Origin of the sequence: Mogibacterium timidum ATCC 33093, assembly GCF_000525775.1 — a bacterium.
GTDB lineage: Bacteria > Bacillota > Clostridia > Peptostreptococcales > Anaerovoracaceae > Mogibacterium > Mogibacterium timidum.
The window spans coordinates 91,438-109,642 of the sequence record NZ_JALU01000004.1 but is presented as its reverse complement, the minus strand read 5'-3'; the positions used below and the strand labels follow the sequence as shown (position 1 = coordinate 109,642).

Sequence of the window (18,205 nt, the reverse complement as noted above, 5' to 3'; positions counted from 1 at the left end):
ATATATAACGTGTATTTCAGCGATATTCCAGTCAAAATCTTATTTATTAATGAATTCTGCGATTTTCTCATTTATCCTTACCCAACCTTCATTCCACGGATGAACTGCATCTGACACTATATACTTATTGTAGCTGTATCCCGTTAGATTCGTGAAGTCAGCACCGTACTTACCCGCGATTTTCTCTACCTTCTGACCCACAACTGCACGTTTTTCTGCACCGAGTCCGGTATAATCGTACCATCTGCCGTTTACTGGTAGCAGTATCAGTTTAACCTGAATATTATTAGCCTTTGCCACCTGCAGAAACGCTTCTAAATCCTTGTATTCAGGCGACCTCTCATAGCTTTCTCCGGCGTGAGCATCCTTCATCTTAGGATAAACCTGTCGGAACTTGTTTCTCCATACGCGATCGCTCATATAGAACGGGTTATCTGCCTTGCCGATACTATCCTGATGTGCATTTTCAAGCAAACGCTGCCAATTAAAGCCTGCGGAGCCGTACCTGACAAAATTTGCGGGAGGCTTCTTATCCCTCATGGCAAAACGCATAGATGCACCAATAGTGATTTTGTCCTTATCAAACGCATGACGTCTCTCAAAGCCATATAGCAAACCCGGCTTGAAGTCCAGGTTGGCCCTGTTGATCATGCGTGCTTTAACCTGTAGACTCTTATTCTTGGATAACAGCATCTCGCTTCTCTCTGCTACGTACCTCTTGGTTTCGAGTGGAATATTTTTATTTTCCATAAAAGCGAAGTACTCAGTCTCTGAGAATCTGAGAGCATAATCGCTCTTCTTGACGCCATTTTTCTTGAACCAGGTTGGCGATATGAGCAGCACGACCTTCTTGCTCTTAAGATGAGGCTGAAGCGAACCAAGTGCAACTGTGTGGAACAGAGTCTGATTGAATGGACCGCCCACAGTTACGAGATTTATATCTGTATTCCGGAATAGATTTCGGGGATGATACTGCGACTTGCGGCCATGCCTAAACTCCGAAGAGCCGAGCACCAGCACCGAATTCTTATTGAGATTTTGCGATAACGCGTTGTATGACAGATCCTTATACGTGTTATACCAAGTACCGAAACGCCCTGTCTTGTCCCTGAGATCATTATTAGCGCATACAAAATGTACCACGAATGTGAACATCGCCAACAGCAACAGCGCCGCTATAAACGAGTTGATCTTCTTCATCTTATCTTCGTTCCTGACCTATTCTCCTAGAATTCTTGCTGAAACTGTCTCAATAATCTTATTAGGTGTATCCATTTGCTCTCTTGTGAACTCGGACGGCGATAACACCACCCCATACTCATCCTGGATGTCTAGCAACAGACTAACATAGTCAAGTGAATCGATCAGATCCTCTTCGAGCAGATTGATATCCGGGTTCTCCTTTACAATCTCATCTCCGCAAATGTTTTCGATAATATCCAATAGCTTCTCTCTCATTGTAATTTCCTCCTGTTTAGCTTTCTTTAAAATTATTCAATAATATTGTTAGTTCATTTTCCGACACCCGTTCTTATCGCACACATCGAAGCGTTCTCTTCTCCCTATTTCTTGAATAGCAGAATTCCCAGCCTTCCTGAGAATATGAAGAATCCAAGCATTACCAGATTGAAGGTAATGAACCAGGAGAGAGCTATGAACCATTTATCCTTCTTGTGTGCCTTATAGAACTTCGATTTCTTTTGAAATATCTCACACAGCGAAAGCAGTACGCCGTGATACAGTCCGTATACGATATAGTTAGACTCAAGTCCGTGCCATACACCCATAACAAACATATTTATCATAAATGCCACCGAAGCGATCGCCATCTTGTTTTTGATTTTTCTGCTTCTGACAAGGCTCATCGTCACTCTCGAAAACAGAAAATCTCTGAACCAAAACGACAGTGTCATGTGCCAACGATTCCAAAACTCTTTGATATCCTTGCTGATAAACGGCGCATTGAAGTTCTCCGGCGTTTTGATTCCAAAGATGTAGCTGACTCCTATTGCCATCGAGCTGTACCCCGCAAAATCGAAGAACAGGTAGAATCCGTATGTGTAGAAGTATATTGCAATCGAGTACCATGTTCCGCCTGTGCCGAAATAGTTCATAACGGTGTAGAATCCGGCTGCGATTACTATCTTGTACATCATGCCCTTGAGGATCCTGTATATGCCTTCTCCCAGCAACTCCAGATACTCCGCCCTGGGTAGAACCTTATCTATATCTTCGTCAAATCTCCTGCTCCTGTCGATTGGTCCCGAAGTAACAGTCGGAAAGAACAGCATAAGGTAGAAGAAATTGGAAGTCTTAAACTCCTTGATTACTCCATCATATATCTCTATTACCATCTGGACTGCCTTGAATGTCATATATGACAATCCGAGGAATGCAAATATATGATATTTATTTCCAATCAGTCCCAGCAGCTTATATATTGTCAGCGGTGCTATGCTCAGCAGCAGGAAGATCCTGTACTGCCACGTCACTCGACCCTTGCGGGTTCGAATAGTCAGATATGTGTGAACCACTGCATATTCGATAATCGTGAACGCTGCCAGGTTGCACAGTGCTGTCAGATTGCTGCCCATGGCTAGCCAGATGAACACGAGTGTTACAAACAGACCATACCATTTGAGCGACTTCTCCCTGCAGCCTAGATATATAGCAGGAATTGATAGGACTGCGAGCCAGATGAAGAAACTATTGTCTGTAAAAAGCTGCATTTACACCAATTCCTCCAATTTACTTCTATCGGCCTTGCCGTTGTTGGTCAATGGCATCTTGTCGATAAATTTGACACGCTTAGGAACCATGTAGCTTGGAAGCAGATCTCTGAGCGCTTCTCTTACATACTTTCTGCCACTATAGTCGTCTGAAATCTCATTTCCTTCTCTCACGACAAACGCTATCAGATTAATAACCTTCCCCTCATGCTTCTTCGGTATAACAGCAACAGCAGCTACTCCGTCTATATTTGCCAGGTTAGACTCGATGTCTCCCAATTCGATTCTGTATCCGTGAAGCTTAATCTGATTATCAATTCTTCCGTCGCAGAACAGCATCCCGTTCTCATCATAATGGCCTGTATCTCCGGTTCTGTACGCTCTAATCATTGCTTTGGGATTATCACTCAAGGTACCGGCCTCAGCCATAAAGAAAACCTGATCAGTCCTTTCCTTATCCTTGTAGTAGCCTGAGCTTACCGAATCTCCGACGATAATCATTTCACTGCTCTCCGGATCAATCCTTATATCAGTACCGGGCTTAGGAAGTCCGATCGGCAGAGCACCGGCCTCTGCGATGACCTCATCGGTGATATCCACCTCTGTTACGCAAACCGTTGACTCTGTAGGGCCGTACGTGTTGATAACCTTGGCATCCGGGAATCTGCATCTAAGCTGCTTAGCTGTATCCTTGGTAAGCACCTCGCCGCAGAACAGAAATGCCTTGATGCTTCCGAAATTCTCGTAACTAAACTCAGCTTCTCCGAGGCACATATCCGCAAATGACGGCGTTGACACCCAATACTCAACTTCAGCTGCTGAGATGTACTTCATCATCTCCGGCATTTCCTGCTGAAGCCCCTTGTCAAGCGCAACGATTGTAGAACCGGTCGCCAGTCCTGTATAGAGATCCATAACAGATAGATCAAACGAGAACGGCGCCTGATTGAGAAATCTCGTTGCCTCCGGAATACCACCGGATAGCGTTACCGACCAATTCAGATAATTATTCAGCGCATCGGCCGGAATTTTAACACCCTTAGGCTTGCCCGTGCTTCCGGAAGTGAAGATGACGTAATATGTGTCATCACCGGAAACAGGTTCCAGGCCGTCATATGCAGCGTGCCCGGCAAATATATCGTCCAGCTGTTCTCTGCCGACTATCTCAAATTTAGAATTTATCTCAAGAAGCTCCTCATGCTGCGGGACAATTACTATCTCGTTGTCCACTGCATCTGCGATATCGCTAACTCTCTCCGAAGGATTGCCAATATCGACCGGACAGTATGCATGTCCGGATCTGACGCATGCAAGAAAAGAGACAAGCATATCCGGACTCTTATGACCGTACACCATGATCGGCTCTCTGTTACGAAGTCTATTCTCGATGTAATTAGCCAAAGATGAAGATTTCTCCCATAGTTCCCCATATGTCATCTGTCCTGCCCTGGAGCTAAATACCAGTCTGTCAGGCGATTCCATTGCCGTACTCTTAATCTTCGCCAGGATGTCCATAACATACCTCCAATTAATCAATGTTCGAATAAATATTAAACAAACACCCTTAAATGCAAGAGAAGAAATTATTAAATAAAAATTAAGATTGCATTTTTCTTGTATTTTACTAAGCTCAAGCTGTTTGACAACCTGATGCTTCTCCACAGCGCATATTAAAGTCATTAAAATTTCAAAATACAGTCCTCATTTCGTATGAGGTTGAGCTTCAACAAAAAAGGGGAGATTTTCATCTCCTCCTCGAATTGCGGGACTTGCGGTATTTAACAGTGCTAAAGCCCTATTTTTTAACTATCTTGGCATACAGCAGCTTAGACTCAAGGTCTATCTCCTTGACATGCTCGTTGATTGTCTCCCCCGTCAGCTTCTTATACTCTGTTTCCGAGCTGACTCCTTTCTCCTTGAGCAAGCCCTTCTTTGCCTTCTCAAGCTCAGCCTTGCTAACCGAGATCCCCTTCTTATCTGCAATAGCATGAAGAACCAGCTTATCTCTGACATTCTCTTTTGCCATCTCTGTTATCTGATTGTTGAACGCGGTTTCATTCATCCCTGCTTCCTTGAGGTACTCTTTAAAAGTCATGTCGTATTCTTTGATACGTTTCTCATACTGGCTCTTGATGTGGGCAATCTCCCTTGTCAACTGAGTCTTGGGATACCTGTTGACCTTTGCATTCTTGACGAGCGCCTGCCATTGCCGAGCCGACATGGATTTGTCCTTAGGCATCTTAAACTCAACATATTTGCGCGAATTGATAAGGTCATATCCGTTGTATCTGGTTACAGTGAAAGTGAATAGGGCGATATCGACTACTATAAAAACAAACAGCCCGATGAGCAGCTTCTGGCGCCTAGTGTAACTCTTGTGCGGATGCTTGCTCTTAGATAACGACATCTTCACTTACCTCCTTATTGATTTTCTTGAATTTATCCCTATTGCATAGCGCCTTGCCGCCAAGTCTATAGTCAGTCTCAACCGAACCATCTATAATCTCATACTTTTGAGAGTTATCCGGCAACGCCATACCGTATAGCTGTCCGCCGACAACAGCAGAAACTCTAATCTGTTTATACTGGCCATCGAGTGCATACTCCGCCTTACCTCCAGTCCTGACAGCTTTCCATTCCTCCGAATCATCATTCCTGTATTCGATTCTATAATCGTCTACATCACCACCAGCTGCTGTGAATTTAACATACGTCTTGCCGTTCTTGATGCCGGTAACCGCTTGCGAAGGCTCGAGATCTGCAGAGTGAAGCAGCTCTTCATCTCCAATCTGATATGGAAGCACCTCGGTGTAACCTACATAAGTACCCTTTCCCTTGACCAGTGCATACGCCGTACCCTTGCCGTTGTTGTTCATATAGGAAACCGTGTAGTCCTTATTCAAGGTCAAAGCCTTGCCATTATCTGATACATTCACGTTCGTCGTTGCAGGCGCACCGGTGTAGCGAACCATGGTGTTGGCAGGTTCGGCATCAAGTCCCGGGTTTCCGGCTTTGCGAGCAGACTTATCCACATACATCGCATCACAGTCAACATTTCCCTTGATCCCCTGCATACGTCCGGTACTTGTAAACTGCCATACGTTGTACTCCGGGTATGCCGACAGTTCGTTTGAGTAGTGCGCAACCCATACTTCGTACGAGTTATCCGCGAGGCTCTTAGTGTCTACCCCGGAAAAGCTCCCTGCCAGCGAAGTCGACAGATAGATAGAGGCAGGATAACCCTGCGAACGACAATATGAAAGGAAGGCTTCAGCTACTGATGTCATCCTCTGTCTTGCATACGCACTGCCCCTGGCACGCCATGAATTATATGCTTTATCAAATCTCCCGTTTGAGAATTCAAGATCCATCACCAGCGGTAATTCGACATCATATTTTTTCGCCTGTGCAACCAATTTCTTGGCCTCAGCCACAGCCTCTTCCTCTGTAGTCGCCTGAGAATACCAATACAATCCCCGTGCAACTCCTGCGCTCCCGGAGCCCTGCATATTTATATCGAATTTTCTGTCCTCCTTGAGATCAAAGCTCGAAGACGTGGTTGCACCTGCTCTGATAAAAGCATAGTCTACACCATCAGCCTTGATGCCATTCCAGTTTATATCACCCTGCCATTCGGACACATCAATTCCGAGGAATTTGTAGTAATCCTCTCTGCCGGACGGGGTCTTGGGCAGTGAAGTACCTGCAAGCACGGTGCTTGATGCAAAAAACAGCACAACAAACACAGCAATCGCAATTGCCGCAATACGGTCAGCTGTATTGAACAAATATAATTTATAAATTAAATTGGTTGAGCTTGAATTTGCGTTCATATCAGCCTTTCTTGATTCCTTCATTATCTGAAATCAGTCAGAAAGAAAACAGGGTGACGAATCACCCCCTTTTCTTGACTTGAATCATTATAACATAATATTTATCCTCAATATGTGAAGAGTGCATGCAAATGATTACATATATAAAGCGGAAGTTATCGAATAAGCAGCTGATTACACTACAGGGGGGAGTTCTAACAGTATCCACCTCTTTTAAGTCTCTTGACAAAGTCGTGCATAATCCCCGCTGTCAATCCCCAGATAGTTTTATCCCTATATGTATAGAAGCACACGCTTCGGTGCCCGATGTCCCAGTGGTAGTCTTCCCCATCCGGAATCTTATCGTATGGGAAGTCTGCAGTAGGAAAACTCCTCATCTCTATGTCATAGTAATCCGGCTCATGCTCAAGAAAAAACGACAGCGGCACAGTAAAGACCTCGGCGACCTCGTCAGCTGAAAACGCAAGTCTCTCGCCCCCGTCGGCATCACCAACACCAATGCCATCAGCACCGCCAAAGCCTTCTAAACTCCTAAGCAGTCCAACCACCGGTCTCAGAATACCGCCGGAGTACACATTGATGACGTCGAGCTCCTTGACAACCTCAATGCTCGACATCTCGATGAGGAGCTCCTCGCTCGTCTCCCTTATAGCAGCAGCCGTGGTCGACTCGCCATCCAAGGTGCTGCCGCCCGGAAAACAAATCTCTCCAGGCTGACGTCTCAGGCTTGCGGCGCGCACCTCAAACAATACCGATAGGCCACGCGGAGTCTCGATTATAGGAATCAGGACGCCAAAGCTCTTAGAGGTCGACTCCGCACCCTGACCATTTTCTAATGCAGTTTTTATTCTGTCTATATCTTTAATCATAACTCGATATTACCACAAGACAGGAGAACGGACTAGCCTCACCTGTCCGTTCCCCTGTCTTTAATTCGATATCACCATCCGGCTTTTGCCGGACTATATAGCTTTGCGGCTTTAATCTAACCGGGTACGACGCCATATATAAGCCTTAGTTCTCCTCGATAAACTTTAGCAGCTCCTGTGCCCCCTTGACGATGCTGTCTCTGTCCTCAGGATCTCTACCGAGATGAGTGTAAATCTCACCGATAAACACACCGTTCTGCTTCAGACGATCGTACACCTTATCAATGATAGGATCGCATATATCCTGCTGCTGCATAGGTCCGAACGGGTTAGCGAAGTAAGTAGTCGATAAGCCGATCTCCTGAGTTGTCCCCTTCGCCATTCTCTTTCCCTCTACAAATACCTTCTTGGCATCCTCAAGGTTTTCAAACCTGTGCAGTCCGAGCTCCTCATCGTAGTTGTTTGCGTAAGCAAACAGGTCAACATGGTGGTTGTCAGTTACAACTGCATACGGTGCAGCAGGAGTTATTACTCTTGCGTTGGATAGATCGGGGTTAAAGAATATAGCCCTGTTCATATCGCGGTATGGAGTTCCCGGATCAAGATCGTCCAGTCTTACGAACGCACCGATTTCAGTTCCCTTTGCATATACCTCGTCGTCTTCAAGATGAAAGGTTCCCATATCATCAAATACGACTTCGATATTCTTAATCTTCTCATTGCCGAGCGATTTGAGCGCCTCGATAGTCTCGGATTTTCCGGCTCCGGAATCTCCCATCAGACATATGCCCTTCTTCTTGCCGTTCTTAAGCGTGATATTTACAAACGCTCCGTGAATCGGTAGCCAGCCCTTCTGCATCATAGCGACGTTGTGAAGCGTCAACACCGTCTTCTTCATATATCCAAAGTACGAAATCTTTTCACTGTACGTTACCGATCCGACCCAGATGTCCTCTTCATCATCGTGGTAGAATGTGCAGGCATTTTTGCCGTCATCATTACCAAAGAGCAGCACGCAGTCCGGCTTCCTGGATGCTTCCCTCTTGGATGCCAGCTCAAACAGGTTAGCCAGCGACACACCGTTGGACATGAAATCTCTGTGGAAGTACACGAATACCGTCAGGTCTCCTACTTTAGCCGGGAAGCAGAAAAACTCGTCGCTGTCGCCTTTAAAGGTATCCAGAGGATTCTCATATACCTGTTCGAATGCCCACTCACGCTTGTTCGACTTGGGATGAAGAATCATTGGAGTACGCAGCATTACGGAGTCGATGAACTTAACCTTGCGCAGCGCATCGTAACGAGCTCCAAGCTTGAATGACTCATTTCTATACAGCGCAAGTGCAGCGTTCGTACCTGCCGGCTGCTGCCGATATATTTTATTTGCACGACCCATCAGAGTCTCCTCGATGCGTCTAAAGGTTGCCATAATCAACTGGTTGTGTGCCGAATCAGCCTTTACAAAGGTCGTCGAGTTGGACTCTCTTCTCTTATCTGTTGTGACAGAATATCTCTCATGAGCCTTCCAGAAATCATAGATACCTTCTACGAACTGCAACGCAGTCGCTCTATCCTTTATATAAGGCGAATCAATCTCCTCCGCATTGAACACGAGAGTCTGACGTGCAAATGTAGATAGCGCATCAAGAGCCCTTGCCGGTGAATTGCCCTGAATCGCCCAATCATACAGCTTCGTATCGTATTCGGCGAGATAGATTATATAATTCTCCAGGAATACCTTGAATGCCTTAGACTTAACAACATCGAGCCTGGATTCCGGGTATACCAGATCAAAGTTCAGAATGACTTCATTATCGTTTAGATAAATTTTATCTTTCATTACTACACCCTTTTCTTAATAATTATCTACAATGCAATGACTTAACTATCTCTAACTGTAGCATTTTTTGTATATTCTTTCAATACATATGCCATGTTCTTATTAAAACACCACAAATTACAATGAGTAATCTTATCTGCCGCTACTTATCCACTCTCGCTGTCGGAATTTCCCTGATATCGGCGGCAGTGAAGTTCTAAACAGTATTGCAGAAAATTCGCTTTACCTCTCTCCTCCCGGTCGTATACGATATCATGTAAATACCGTTTATCATGCCGTATGTAAATATCGGTTATTATACCATATGTATTGGAAAATTAACTAATTAAGGATATAATTAAGTGCTATAAATCCCCATTTTGCAGGGAATCCGGAGGAAAGATGAATACTAACGAAATAACTTCAAGATTAGAATATAAGCTGCTGCAGGGAAAACTCGATCAGGACGTAACCGGGCTGTGCTTTGACAGCAGGCACGTTAAGCAAGGCGATATATTTGTATGCATTCGCGGCGCTGTGTTTGATTCGCACGACGCTCTTGAACAGATTGACGCAGGACACCCTTCCCTTATCATCGTCGATAAGGCCTATGAACTAAGTCTGTCAAATATATCTTCTCCTGTCGTTGCAGTTTCCGACACTAGACACGCCAAGGCTGTCGTTGCCGCTGCGTTTTACGGCTATCCGGCCGAAAAGCTCAGACTAGTCGGAGTTACCGGCTCAAAGGGCAAAACTACTGTTGCAACAATGATTACGGCTGCACTCAGGGAGGCTGGCTGCAAGGCCGGCTCAATCGGTTCTAACGGAGTAAATCTCGGCGATGAGATCCTCGAGGTTGCCAATACTACCCCCGATTCCGATCAGCTGCAGAGGTTTCTAGCTCTGATGGTATCTAAAGGCATCGAGTACGCAGTCATCGAATGTTCATCTCAGGGTCTCATGCAGCACCGGACAGATATGATCACCTTTGATGTAGGGGTGTTCCTCAACGTGCAGCATGGCGATCATGTGGGAACTGACGAGCACCCTACCTTTGAAAATTATGCATATTGCAAGAGCTTGCTGCTGAGACAGTGCAGACAGGGAGTCGTGAACCTGGACGATAAAAACATTGATTTTGTAGTCAAGGAAGCGACATGCGAGCTGATAACTGTCGGGCACGATGATACACACGCTGCGACAGCCAAGCTCGGAAGCACTCCGGATTATGTAATCGGCAAACAGAGAACAAGAGAGCGCAACGGGCTGATAGGTGAAGAATTCAACCTTTCAGGCAAGCTTGATGATGAAGTATACGTAAATATGCCCGGCGAGTTTGCGGCTCTCAACGCAGCGGCTACAATAGCAGCTGTTGACGCACTGGGCTTGCCGGCTTCAGCTGCAAAGGAGGCTCTATCGCACATCCATATTAACGGCAGAGTTGACATGATATACCGCACGGAGGAGCTAAGCGTGTGCATCGATTCCGCACATACCAGAGAGAGCACAAGAGCTGTTCTCAAAGCTCTCAGGGCATATAAGCCTAAACGCCTTGTGTGCGTATTTGGAGCAGGCGGGAACAGGGATATTCAGAGAAGAATCGGGATGGGCGAATCAGCAGGTAAATATGCCGACTTCTCGATTATAACGACGGAGCACAACAGGTTTGAACCATTTGAGACCATACTCGAAGGTGTAAAATCCGGTCTTGAGCCAACCGGCGGCAGGTACATGGTTATTGAATATAGACCTGAGGCTATCCACTATGCCATCACACATTCCGAATCCGGAGACATGATTGCAATCATCGGACTAGGAGATGACAAGTATCAGCACATAAACGGCGTAAATGTACCACAGGATGACGACAAATGCGCTAGAGAGGCTATCAGGGAGTGGGAAAATACCCACCGCAAGTAAACATGCTTATACTATATAATTCAACCCCGGATCAAATAAATCAAGAGGTACCGTCATGATCAAATTCGACAACGACTACAGCAAAAGCGCCCACCCCGTAATTTTAGATGTGCTAACCCAGGATGCAAAAAACTCACACACCGGCTATGGATTAGACACATGGTGCAAGCGAGCTACAGCTGAAATAAGGAGGGCGACGGGAAGCCCTACAGCCGATGTTCACTATCTCGTGGGAGGAACACAAACTAATATGACGATTATTGACATAGCGCTCAGAAGCTTTGAAGGAGTGATTGCCGCCGATACGGGTCACATCAACGTTCATGAGGCCGGTGCTATTGAGTACACCGGGCATAAGGTAATCGCTCTCCCTTCCAAGGATGGCAAAATAACTGCCGCTCAGGTCAGAGAGGAAGGTCGGCTAAACGAAAATAATCCAACTCCCGGTCACGTAGTCGAGCCCAAGATGGTGTATATTTCGCAGCCTAACGAGCTGGGTATGCTGTATAGCAGATCGGAGCTTGAAGAGATATATAGTGTATGCCAAGACTGCGGTTTCTATCTCTTTGTCGATGGCGCCAGACTTAGCTATGCTTTGGCATCTCCGGCAAACGATGTTAATCTCGAGTGCCTGGCACACAACTGCGATGTTTTCTATATTGGCGGTACAAAGTGCGGTGCATTGATGGGAGAAGCGATTGCCATTGTGAACGATGAGCTCAAGCCCCATTTCTTCAGCTATCAGAAACAGCACGGCGCGCTGCTCGCCAAGGGTTGGCTGCTGGGACTGCAGTTCTACACTCTGATTAAAGATGATTTATATACTGAGATTGCATCACCCGCAGTCAAGATGGCACTTCAGGTCAAAGAAGCAATGCTTGCACGCGGTGTGGAGGTTGCCGTGGACAGCCCAACCAACCAACAGTTCTTCATTCTGTCGGACGAGCAGATTGCGGCACTAAACGGTAAATACCTGCTGTCGGAAATTGAGAACGTGGATGAAAATCACAAGTGCATGCGCCTATGTACTGCCTGGTACACATCGCAGGAAGACGTCGATGCTTTAATCAGAGATATTAACAATCTATATTGATTCAGCTGCCTAAAGCGCAATATATTTTTTCGCAGCAACGGGAATAATAAAAAAAAACAACCTAGTCGGCTTAAGCAGCTGATTAGGTTGTTTTTATAGCTGTTCACAAATTAATTAAGAACCTCTACTCCATCGAAGTTAACTCCGATCATCTCCTCGAGTTCAGCGCTGATACTGATAACAAAGTCGATGCCATAATCCTTAGAGATGTCCTTAATCTTTGATATGAAGCTTGGAAGTATCTCAAGTGAGAAGTCTGCGTGTCTCATGATGCCATCCAAGAATATTGTTTGTATATCGTTGTCCGAGCTAATAATTCCGAATAGAAATCCGATGTACTCATCTTCGTTAGTGATATGAACGAAATCCTCCATGCAGATAACTCGAATCTTGTAGTCTAAATCATAGATAAGTCTTGAATTCTTGTTTATGAATACGGTGCTCCCCTTGGTTTCCTCGACGCAGCAATTTGCCAACTCGATCATTTTCTTGGTCTTACCCTTACCTTTGTGTCCTACCAATAATTTAACCATGGAATTGTCCTCCTTAATGCTCTTTTTTTGATTATACAATACCCGAATTTGTATATCAACAAATCCGGGGGTATGCTAATTAAATTAATTATTGAAGACTATCAGTTATTTCTCTTCTGCTGCCTTCTCAGCCTCAAGTCTCGTGACTACTTCATCGATTCTGTGAACAACCTCTCTAAAGTCGTCCTCTACAAAACCTCTTGTGGTCATCGGAGCTGTTCCGACTCTAACGCCGCTTGTCTGCATTGGAGAACGCTTCTCGTTAGGAACGCAATTCTTATTTAGGGTGATACCAACCTCGTCACAAGCATTCTGCAGGTCCTTACCCGAGAAATTCTTGTCGGACAGGTCTATCAGGAACACGTGATTGTCTGTTCCTCCGGTAACGATATTGTATCCCAGCTTGAGGAACTCATCAGCAAAAGCTGCGCAGTTCTTAACTACCTGTGCCGCGTACTCCTTGAACTCCGGTCTGAGAGCTTCCTCAGCGCATACTGCCTTTCCGGCGATGATGTGCTCGAGCGGACCGCCCTGTGAGAATGGGAATACAGCGCTGTCAATCTTCTTGGCGAGCTCTTCTCTGCAGAAGATCATACCGCCTCTTGGTCCTCTTAGAGTCTTGTGAGTTGTAGTTGTGATGATATCAGCATATCCAAACGGGGAAGGATGTGCCTCACCTGCCACTAATCCGGCGATGTGAGCCATGTCCACCATGAACAGTGCTCCAACACTCTTAGCTATCTCGGCAAACTTCTCGAAATCGATTATTCTGGAGTAAGCGCTTGCTCCTGTGAGGATGAGCTTAGGATGAAGCTCGTTCGCCTTATGCTCCAGGTCTGCCATGTCTATATATCCGTTGTCATCTACGTTGTAGAAGTGTACGTCAAAGAACTTTCCGCTGAAGTTCACGGATGAACCGTGGGTGAGGTGTCCACCGTTGTCCAGGTTGAGTGATAGAATTGTGTCTCCCTGCTCCAGCACTGCATTGTAGGCAGCGAAATTAGCCTGTGAACCACTGTGTGGCTGAACATTTACGTGATAATCAGTGTGGAATACTTCTCTCCACTTATCACAGCAGTACTCCTCCAGCTCGTCTACGTACCTTGTACCACCGTAGTATCTGCCCTTGTTCCCCGAGTGCCTGGCAACCGGCTTTGCAGGGTATCCCTCTGCATACTTCCAGGATAAGCAGCTTCCGCATGCAGCGAGAACAGCCTCTGAACAGTAGTTCTCGGATGCGATCAGCTCCACATTGTTCTTCTGTCTGTTGTACTCCTTCTCAACCAGAGCAGCAACAGTTGGGGAAGTCTTAGCAATTTCAGCGATATTATCCAGGTTATATCTGCTGTCATCGTAGCCGTTTCTGTCAAACATTAATTTACCCGTCCTTTCGATTGAAAAAAATTCGTATATCTCCTATAAGATATATTGATCCTAAAAAGAGTATAACGTCATATCCGGACGCCATCGCTCTCTCAAAGGCTGTCTCATCATCGCCGATAGCTGTAACAGCGATGCCCTCATCTTCGAGCTCCGACTTGAGCATCTCAGCAGGAAGCGCCCTCGGACTGACCGGTTCCGTAGCAATAACTTCACCACATCCAGCTGCTCTAAGTCCCGCCTTCAATATCTCAGACATTTTCTGATGCTCCTTATCTGCAAAGCAACCGAAGATTGTCAGTATCCTCTTGTCCTTAAATATCGTCCCTCTTAATTCCACCAGCGCATCCACAGCAGCCTGTAAGCCTTGCGTGTTGTGCGCCCCATCTATTACCACATACGGATCGCTATTGAGTATCTCAAAGCGCCCCATATTCCTTGCAGCCATGAGTCCTTGCCTCATCTGCTGCTCATCTATCTCAACGCAGCCTCTGGCCCTCATGCTCTCTACAGCCAGTATAGCAGTGATCGCATTTCTGACCTGATGCTCGCCTGTTAGGCCTATCCTGACGTCATCCATTCTGATATTGCATCCAGAGCTGTTATCGCTTCCTTCAAATGCAAAATTGAACCCCATCGGCTCCGCGTAATTCGTAATCCTATACTCAGCCAGCGAAGCATCTATAAACTCAGCATGCTTCTCTTCTGCGGTACGAATTATTACTTCCTTAGCCTCTGATTCAGTTGATTCAGATACGATCGGAACACCGTTCTTGATAATGCCGGCCTTAGCAACCGCAATCTCTGCCAGCGTATCCCCGAGCATTCCCACGTGGTCGAAGCCTATCTCTGTTATCACGGTAACCAACGGTTCAGAAATGACATTTGTCATATCTATCCTACCGCCGATACCCGACTCGAGTATCACTATATCAGGAGCTTGCTCTTTAAAATACAGCAACGCTGTAGCTGTAAGTATCTCAAACTCAGCCAGGTAGCCGTAGCCTTCGCCGTAGAGCTGTTCAGCATATGACATGACGCAGTCTGCAATACGGCAGAAGTCGTCGTCGCTGATATAGTGTCTATCTATCTCGAACCTCTCGTTGTATTCCATCACGTGCGGTGAAGTAAATACCCCTACGGAATATCCCGCTGCTCGCAGCATAGAGGCCGTAAACTGGCACACTGAACCCTTGCCATTGGTTCCGGCCACATGTACAACACTCATGTGCTCCTCCGGGTGCCCAAGTAACACCAGCAGTCGCCTCATTCGCTTGAGTCCGATCGGACCTTTCTTGGCTGTCATATCCCGGATACGCTGTATGACAGCCTCACTAGCTTTATTTGACACTTGTTGCCCCCATGGACTCAAGTCTGTTATTCACAGTTTCAAGCATCTCGCGATACTTTTCGCCCTTCTGCTTTTCCTCTTCAACAACTGCAGCTGGTGCCTTTGCTACGAAGCCTGCATTTGCAAGCTTCTTATCTACACGTGCAACTTCGCCCTCCAGTCTCTTCTTTTCCTTCTGAAGTCTCTCACGCTCAGCCTCAAAGTCGACCAGTTCTGCCAGATGGATTAGAATCTCTCCACCGCTGAATACTGCCGATACCGCATCGTCAGGTGCAGCTGCATCAGTTTCGGCTATCTCTATATCTACAACGTTGGCAATCTTCTGTATGTGCGCTGCCACTGCCTCAATAGTATCATTTAAAGTATCGGTCTTGATAATCAAATTGAGTTTGCGGCTTGGTGCAGCATCAACCTCGGTTCTGGCATTTCTGATAGCCTTGATTATCTCCTTGGCAGTCTCGATTTTAGCTACAGAATCAGCATATACCTTGGCTGTGTCGTATTCAGGCCAAGCAGCCTTTATCAGCAGATTGTCATTGTTGTCTGTCGCCTTATCTGCCGGCAGATATCCCCATATCTCCTCTGTTATGAATGGCATGAATGGGTGAAGCAGCTTGAGCAGGTCCTTGAGTACGCTCTGCAGTATAAATCTTGCTGTAGCCTTATCCTGCTCGTCGTCTCCCCACAGCCTGGCCTTGACCAGCTCTATATACCAATCGCAATACTCATCCCAGATGAGCTCGTATACCTTCTGCCCCGCGAGTCCCAGCTCGAACTTTTCGAGCGAGTTGGTGATATCCTGTGCAGCTTCATTAACACGAGAAATAATCCATTTATCCTCATCTCTCAGGGCTGACGTCTCTGCGCTTGCCATTGGCAACAGATTGCCGTTATCGTCCTGCAGATTCATGATTGTAAATCTCGATGCGTTCCACAGCTTGTTAGCGAAGTTGCGCGAGGATTCGAGCCTGTCCCAGATGAACCTGGTATCATTTCCAGGAGTAATACCTGTGATAAGCATGAATCTGAGAGCATCTGCTCCAACCTTGTCGATAACCTCGAGCGGATCAATTCCGTTGCCGAGCGACTTACTCATCTTGCGTCCCTGCTCATCTCTAACCAAGCCGTGCAGGAACACATACTCGAATGGAGGTTCTTCCATGATCTCGCATGCTGAGAACACCATCCTGATGACCCAGAAGAAAAGTATGTCATATCCGGTTACGAGAACCGAAGTCGGATAAAAATACTCCAGCTCCGGCGTCTTGTCAGGCCAGCCAAGTGTCGAGAAAGGCCACAGGCCGGAGCTGAACCACGTATCTAGCACATCCTCATCCTGATGAAAATGAGCGCCGCCGCATTTAGGGCACACGCTTGGAATCTCACGTCCGACAACTACCTCATCGCAGTCATCACAGTAGTAAGCAGGTATTCTGTGTCCCCACCACAGCTGTCTCGAGATACACCAGTCGTGAATATCATTTAGCCAGTTGAGGTAATTCTTCTCAAATCTTTCAGGCACGTGCTTGAGCCTGCCCGACTTAGCCGCCTCGACTGCGGGCTTTGCCAGCTCCTCCATCCTTACGAACCACTGATCGGACAGCTTAGGCTCGATAGCATTATGACATCTGTAGCACTTACCTACAGGAATAGTCAGCTCCTCTACCTTAACCAGGAAGCCCGCCTCCTCGAGGTCGCGGACCCACTCCCTACGACACTCATATCTATCCATGCCCTCATATTTGCCAGCGAGCTCATTCATAGTAGCATCATCATTCATACACGACATAATCTCAAGACCGTGTCTCTGACCTACCAGGAAGTCGTTGGCGTCGTGCGCCGGGGTGATTTTAACAGCACCTGTTCCCTTCTCGGGATCAGGGTATTCATCGGTTATAATCGGAATCTCTCTTCCGACAATAGGCAGTATTACGGTCTTGCCTACCAATTCCGCATATCTCTCATCGTCAGGATTTACAGCGATTGCGACATCTCCGAACATAGTCTCCGGCCTGGAAGTTGCAACTGTAATGCCTTCACCGCCATCCTTCGCCGGATAATGGAAGTACCAATACTTGCCCTGTACATCTTCGTGATCTACCTCTGCATCAGACAGAGTAGTCATGCAGTCGGGGCACCAGTTGACAAGTCTGTTACCCTTATAGATCATACCCTTTTCATACAGCCTGATAAAGAACTCGGTTACTGCCTTATTGCAGCCCTCGTCCATCGTAAAACGCTCTCTGCGCCAATCGCAGGAATCTCCAAGCTTACGACATTGCCTGGTAATGTGTCCGCCATACTCCTCTTTCCATTTCCAAGCGCGTTCAAGGAAGGCCTCTCTTCCTATATCCTTCTTATCCTTACCTGTCTCCTCGTGAATAGCGTTGTTAACCTTAACCTCTGTTGCGATACTGGCATGGTCACTGCCCGGTAGCCATAATGCGCTGTATCCCTGCATTCTTCTCCACCTAGTCAGGATATCCTGAAGAGTCTGGTCTAATGCGTGTCCCATGTGAAGCTGCCCTGTGATGTTTGGCGGCGGCATAACGATGCAGAAAGGCTTCTTATCACTGTCCACCTCTGCATTGAAAGCACCCTTGTCCTCCCACATCTCATAAATACGATCCTCAAAATTCTTCGGATCGTAAGTTTTAGCAAGATTTTTACCCATTCTT

14 protein-coding genes are annotated in these 18,205 nt (G+C 46.4%); 2 read left to right on the top strand and 12 right to left on the bottom strand.

Annotation, left to right across the window (positions count from 1 at the left end; genetic code table 11):
* Positions 1–39: 39 nt before the first annotated feature.
* The 8 genes from dltD to HMPREF0581_RS01425 form a co-directional block, all read right to left on the bottom strand.
* On the bottom strand, positions 40–1,200 hold the full coding sequence (gene dltD / locus HMPREF0581_RS01460; RefSeq protein WP_036379702.1) for a D-alanyl-lipoteichoic acid biosynthesis protein DltD: 1,161 nt from the start codon (positions 1,198–1,200) through the stop codon (positions 40–42).
* Between the two features lie 18 nt (positions 1,201–1,218).
* Positions 1,219–1,458 (bottom strand): D-alanine--poly(phosphoribitol) ligase subunit 2, encoded by a 240-nt coding sequence (gene dltC / locus HMPREF0581_RS01455; RefSeq protein WP_009644093.1) that lies wholly within the window; start codon positions 1,456–1,458, stop codon positions 1,219–1,221.
* 104 nt (positions 1,459–1,562) lie between these two features.
* Positions 1,563–2,729 carry a D-alanyl-lipoteichoic acid biosynthesis protein DltB gene (dltB, locus tag HMPREF0581_RS01450; protein ID WP_036379700.1) on the bottom strand — a complete coding sequence of 389 codons (1,167 nt, stop codon included), beginning with the start codon at positions 2,727–2,729 and terminating at the stop codon, positions 1,563–1,565.
* On the bottom strand, positions 2,730–4,244 hold the full coding sequence (dltA, locus tag HMPREF0581_RS01445) for a D-alanine--poly(phosphoribitol) ligase subunit DltA (protein WP_036379698.1): 1,515 nt from the start codon (positions 4,242–4,244) through the stop codon (positions 2,730–2,732).
* A 280-nt stretch (positions 4,245–4,524) separates the two neighbouring features.
* On the bottom strand, positions 4,525–5,136 hold the full coding sequence (locus tag HMPREF0581_RS01440) for a SurA N-terminal domain-containing protein (protein WP_009644103.1): 612 nt from the start codon (positions 5,134–5,136) through the stop codon (positions 4,525–4,527).
* Positions 5,123–6,586, bottom strand: a complete 1,464-nt coding sequence (locus HMPREF0581_RS08205; protein ID WP_084645300.1) for a GH25 family lysozyme — start codon at positions 6,584–6,586, stop codon at positions 5,123–5,125. The genes HMPREF0581_RS01440 and HMPREF0581_RS08205 overlap by 14 nt, the downstream gene beginning before the upstream one ends.
* A gap of 170 nt (positions 6,587–6,756) precedes the next feature.
* Entirely contained in the window at positions 6,757–7,431 is a 675-nt protein-coding gene (locus HMPREF0581_RS01430) for an NUDIX hydrolase (RefSeq protein WP_051426880.1), read from the bottom strand.
* Between the two features lie 145 nt (positions 7,432–7,576).
* Positions 7,577–9,271: a hypothetical protein gene (locus tag HMPREF0581_RS01425; RefSeq protein ID WP_036379695.1), complete on the bottom strand. Its 1,695-nt coding sequence runs from the start codon at positions 9,269–9,271 to the stop codon at positions 7,577–7,579.
* Between the two features lie 381 nt (positions 9,272–9,652).
* Between HMPREF0581_RS01425 and HMPREF0581_RS01420 the strand changes: the two genes are divergently transcribed.
* Together HMPREF0581_RS01420 and HMPREF0581_RS01415 are read left to right on the top strand one after the other, a co-directional pair.
* Positions 9,653–11,170 carry a Mur ligase family protein gene (locus tag HMPREF0581_RS01420; RefSeq protein ID WP_009644099.1) on the top strand — a complete coding sequence of 506 codons (1,518 nt, stop codon included), beginning with the start codon at positions 9,653–9,655 and terminating at the stop codon, positions 11,168–11,170.
* Positions 11,171–11,225: 55 nt separating this feature from the next.
* Positions 11,226–12,263, top strand: coding sequence for a threonine aldolase family protein (locus HMPREF0581_RS01415; protein ID WP_009644131.1), 1,038 nt, complete (start codon positions 11,226–11,228; stop codon positions 12,261–12,263).
* A gap of 110 nt (positions 12,264–12,373) precedes the next feature.
* Here HMPREF0581_RS01415 and HMPREF0581_RS01410 read toward each other — a convergent pair whose 3' ends face one another.
* From HMPREF0581_RS01410 to HMPREF0581_RS01395, 4 genes are all read right to left on the bottom strand, one after another.
* On the bottom strand, positions 12,374–12,796 hold the full coding sequence (locus HMPREF0581_RS01410) for a hypothetical protein (protein WP_009644140.1): 423 nt from the start codon (positions 12,794–12,796) through the stop codon (positions 12,374–12,376).
* Between the two features lie 105 nt (positions 12,797–12,901).
* Entirely contained in the window at positions 12,902–14,170 is a 1,269-nt protein-coding gene (locus HMPREF0581_RS01405; protein WP_036379693.1) for a serine hydroxymethyltransferase, read from the bottom strand.
* A 4-nt stretch (positions 14,171–14,174) separates the two neighbouring features.
* Positions 14,175–15,527, bottom strand: a complete 1,353-nt coding sequence (locus tag HMPREF0581_RS01400) for a bifunctional folylpolyglutamate synthase/dihydrofolate synthase (protein ID WP_051426879.1) — start codon at positions 15,525–15,527, stop codon at positions 14,175–14,177.
* Positions 15,517–18,201 (bottom strand): valine--tRNA ligase, encoded by a 2,685-nt coding sequence (locus tag HMPREF0581_RS01395; RefSeq protein ID WP_036379691.1) that lies wholly within the window; start codon positions 18,199–18,201, stop codon positions 15,517–15,519. The genes HMPREF0581_RS01400 and HMPREF0581_RS01395 overlap by 11 nt, the downstream gene beginning before the upstream one ends.
* Positions 18,202–18,205 lie beyond the last annotated feature (4 nt).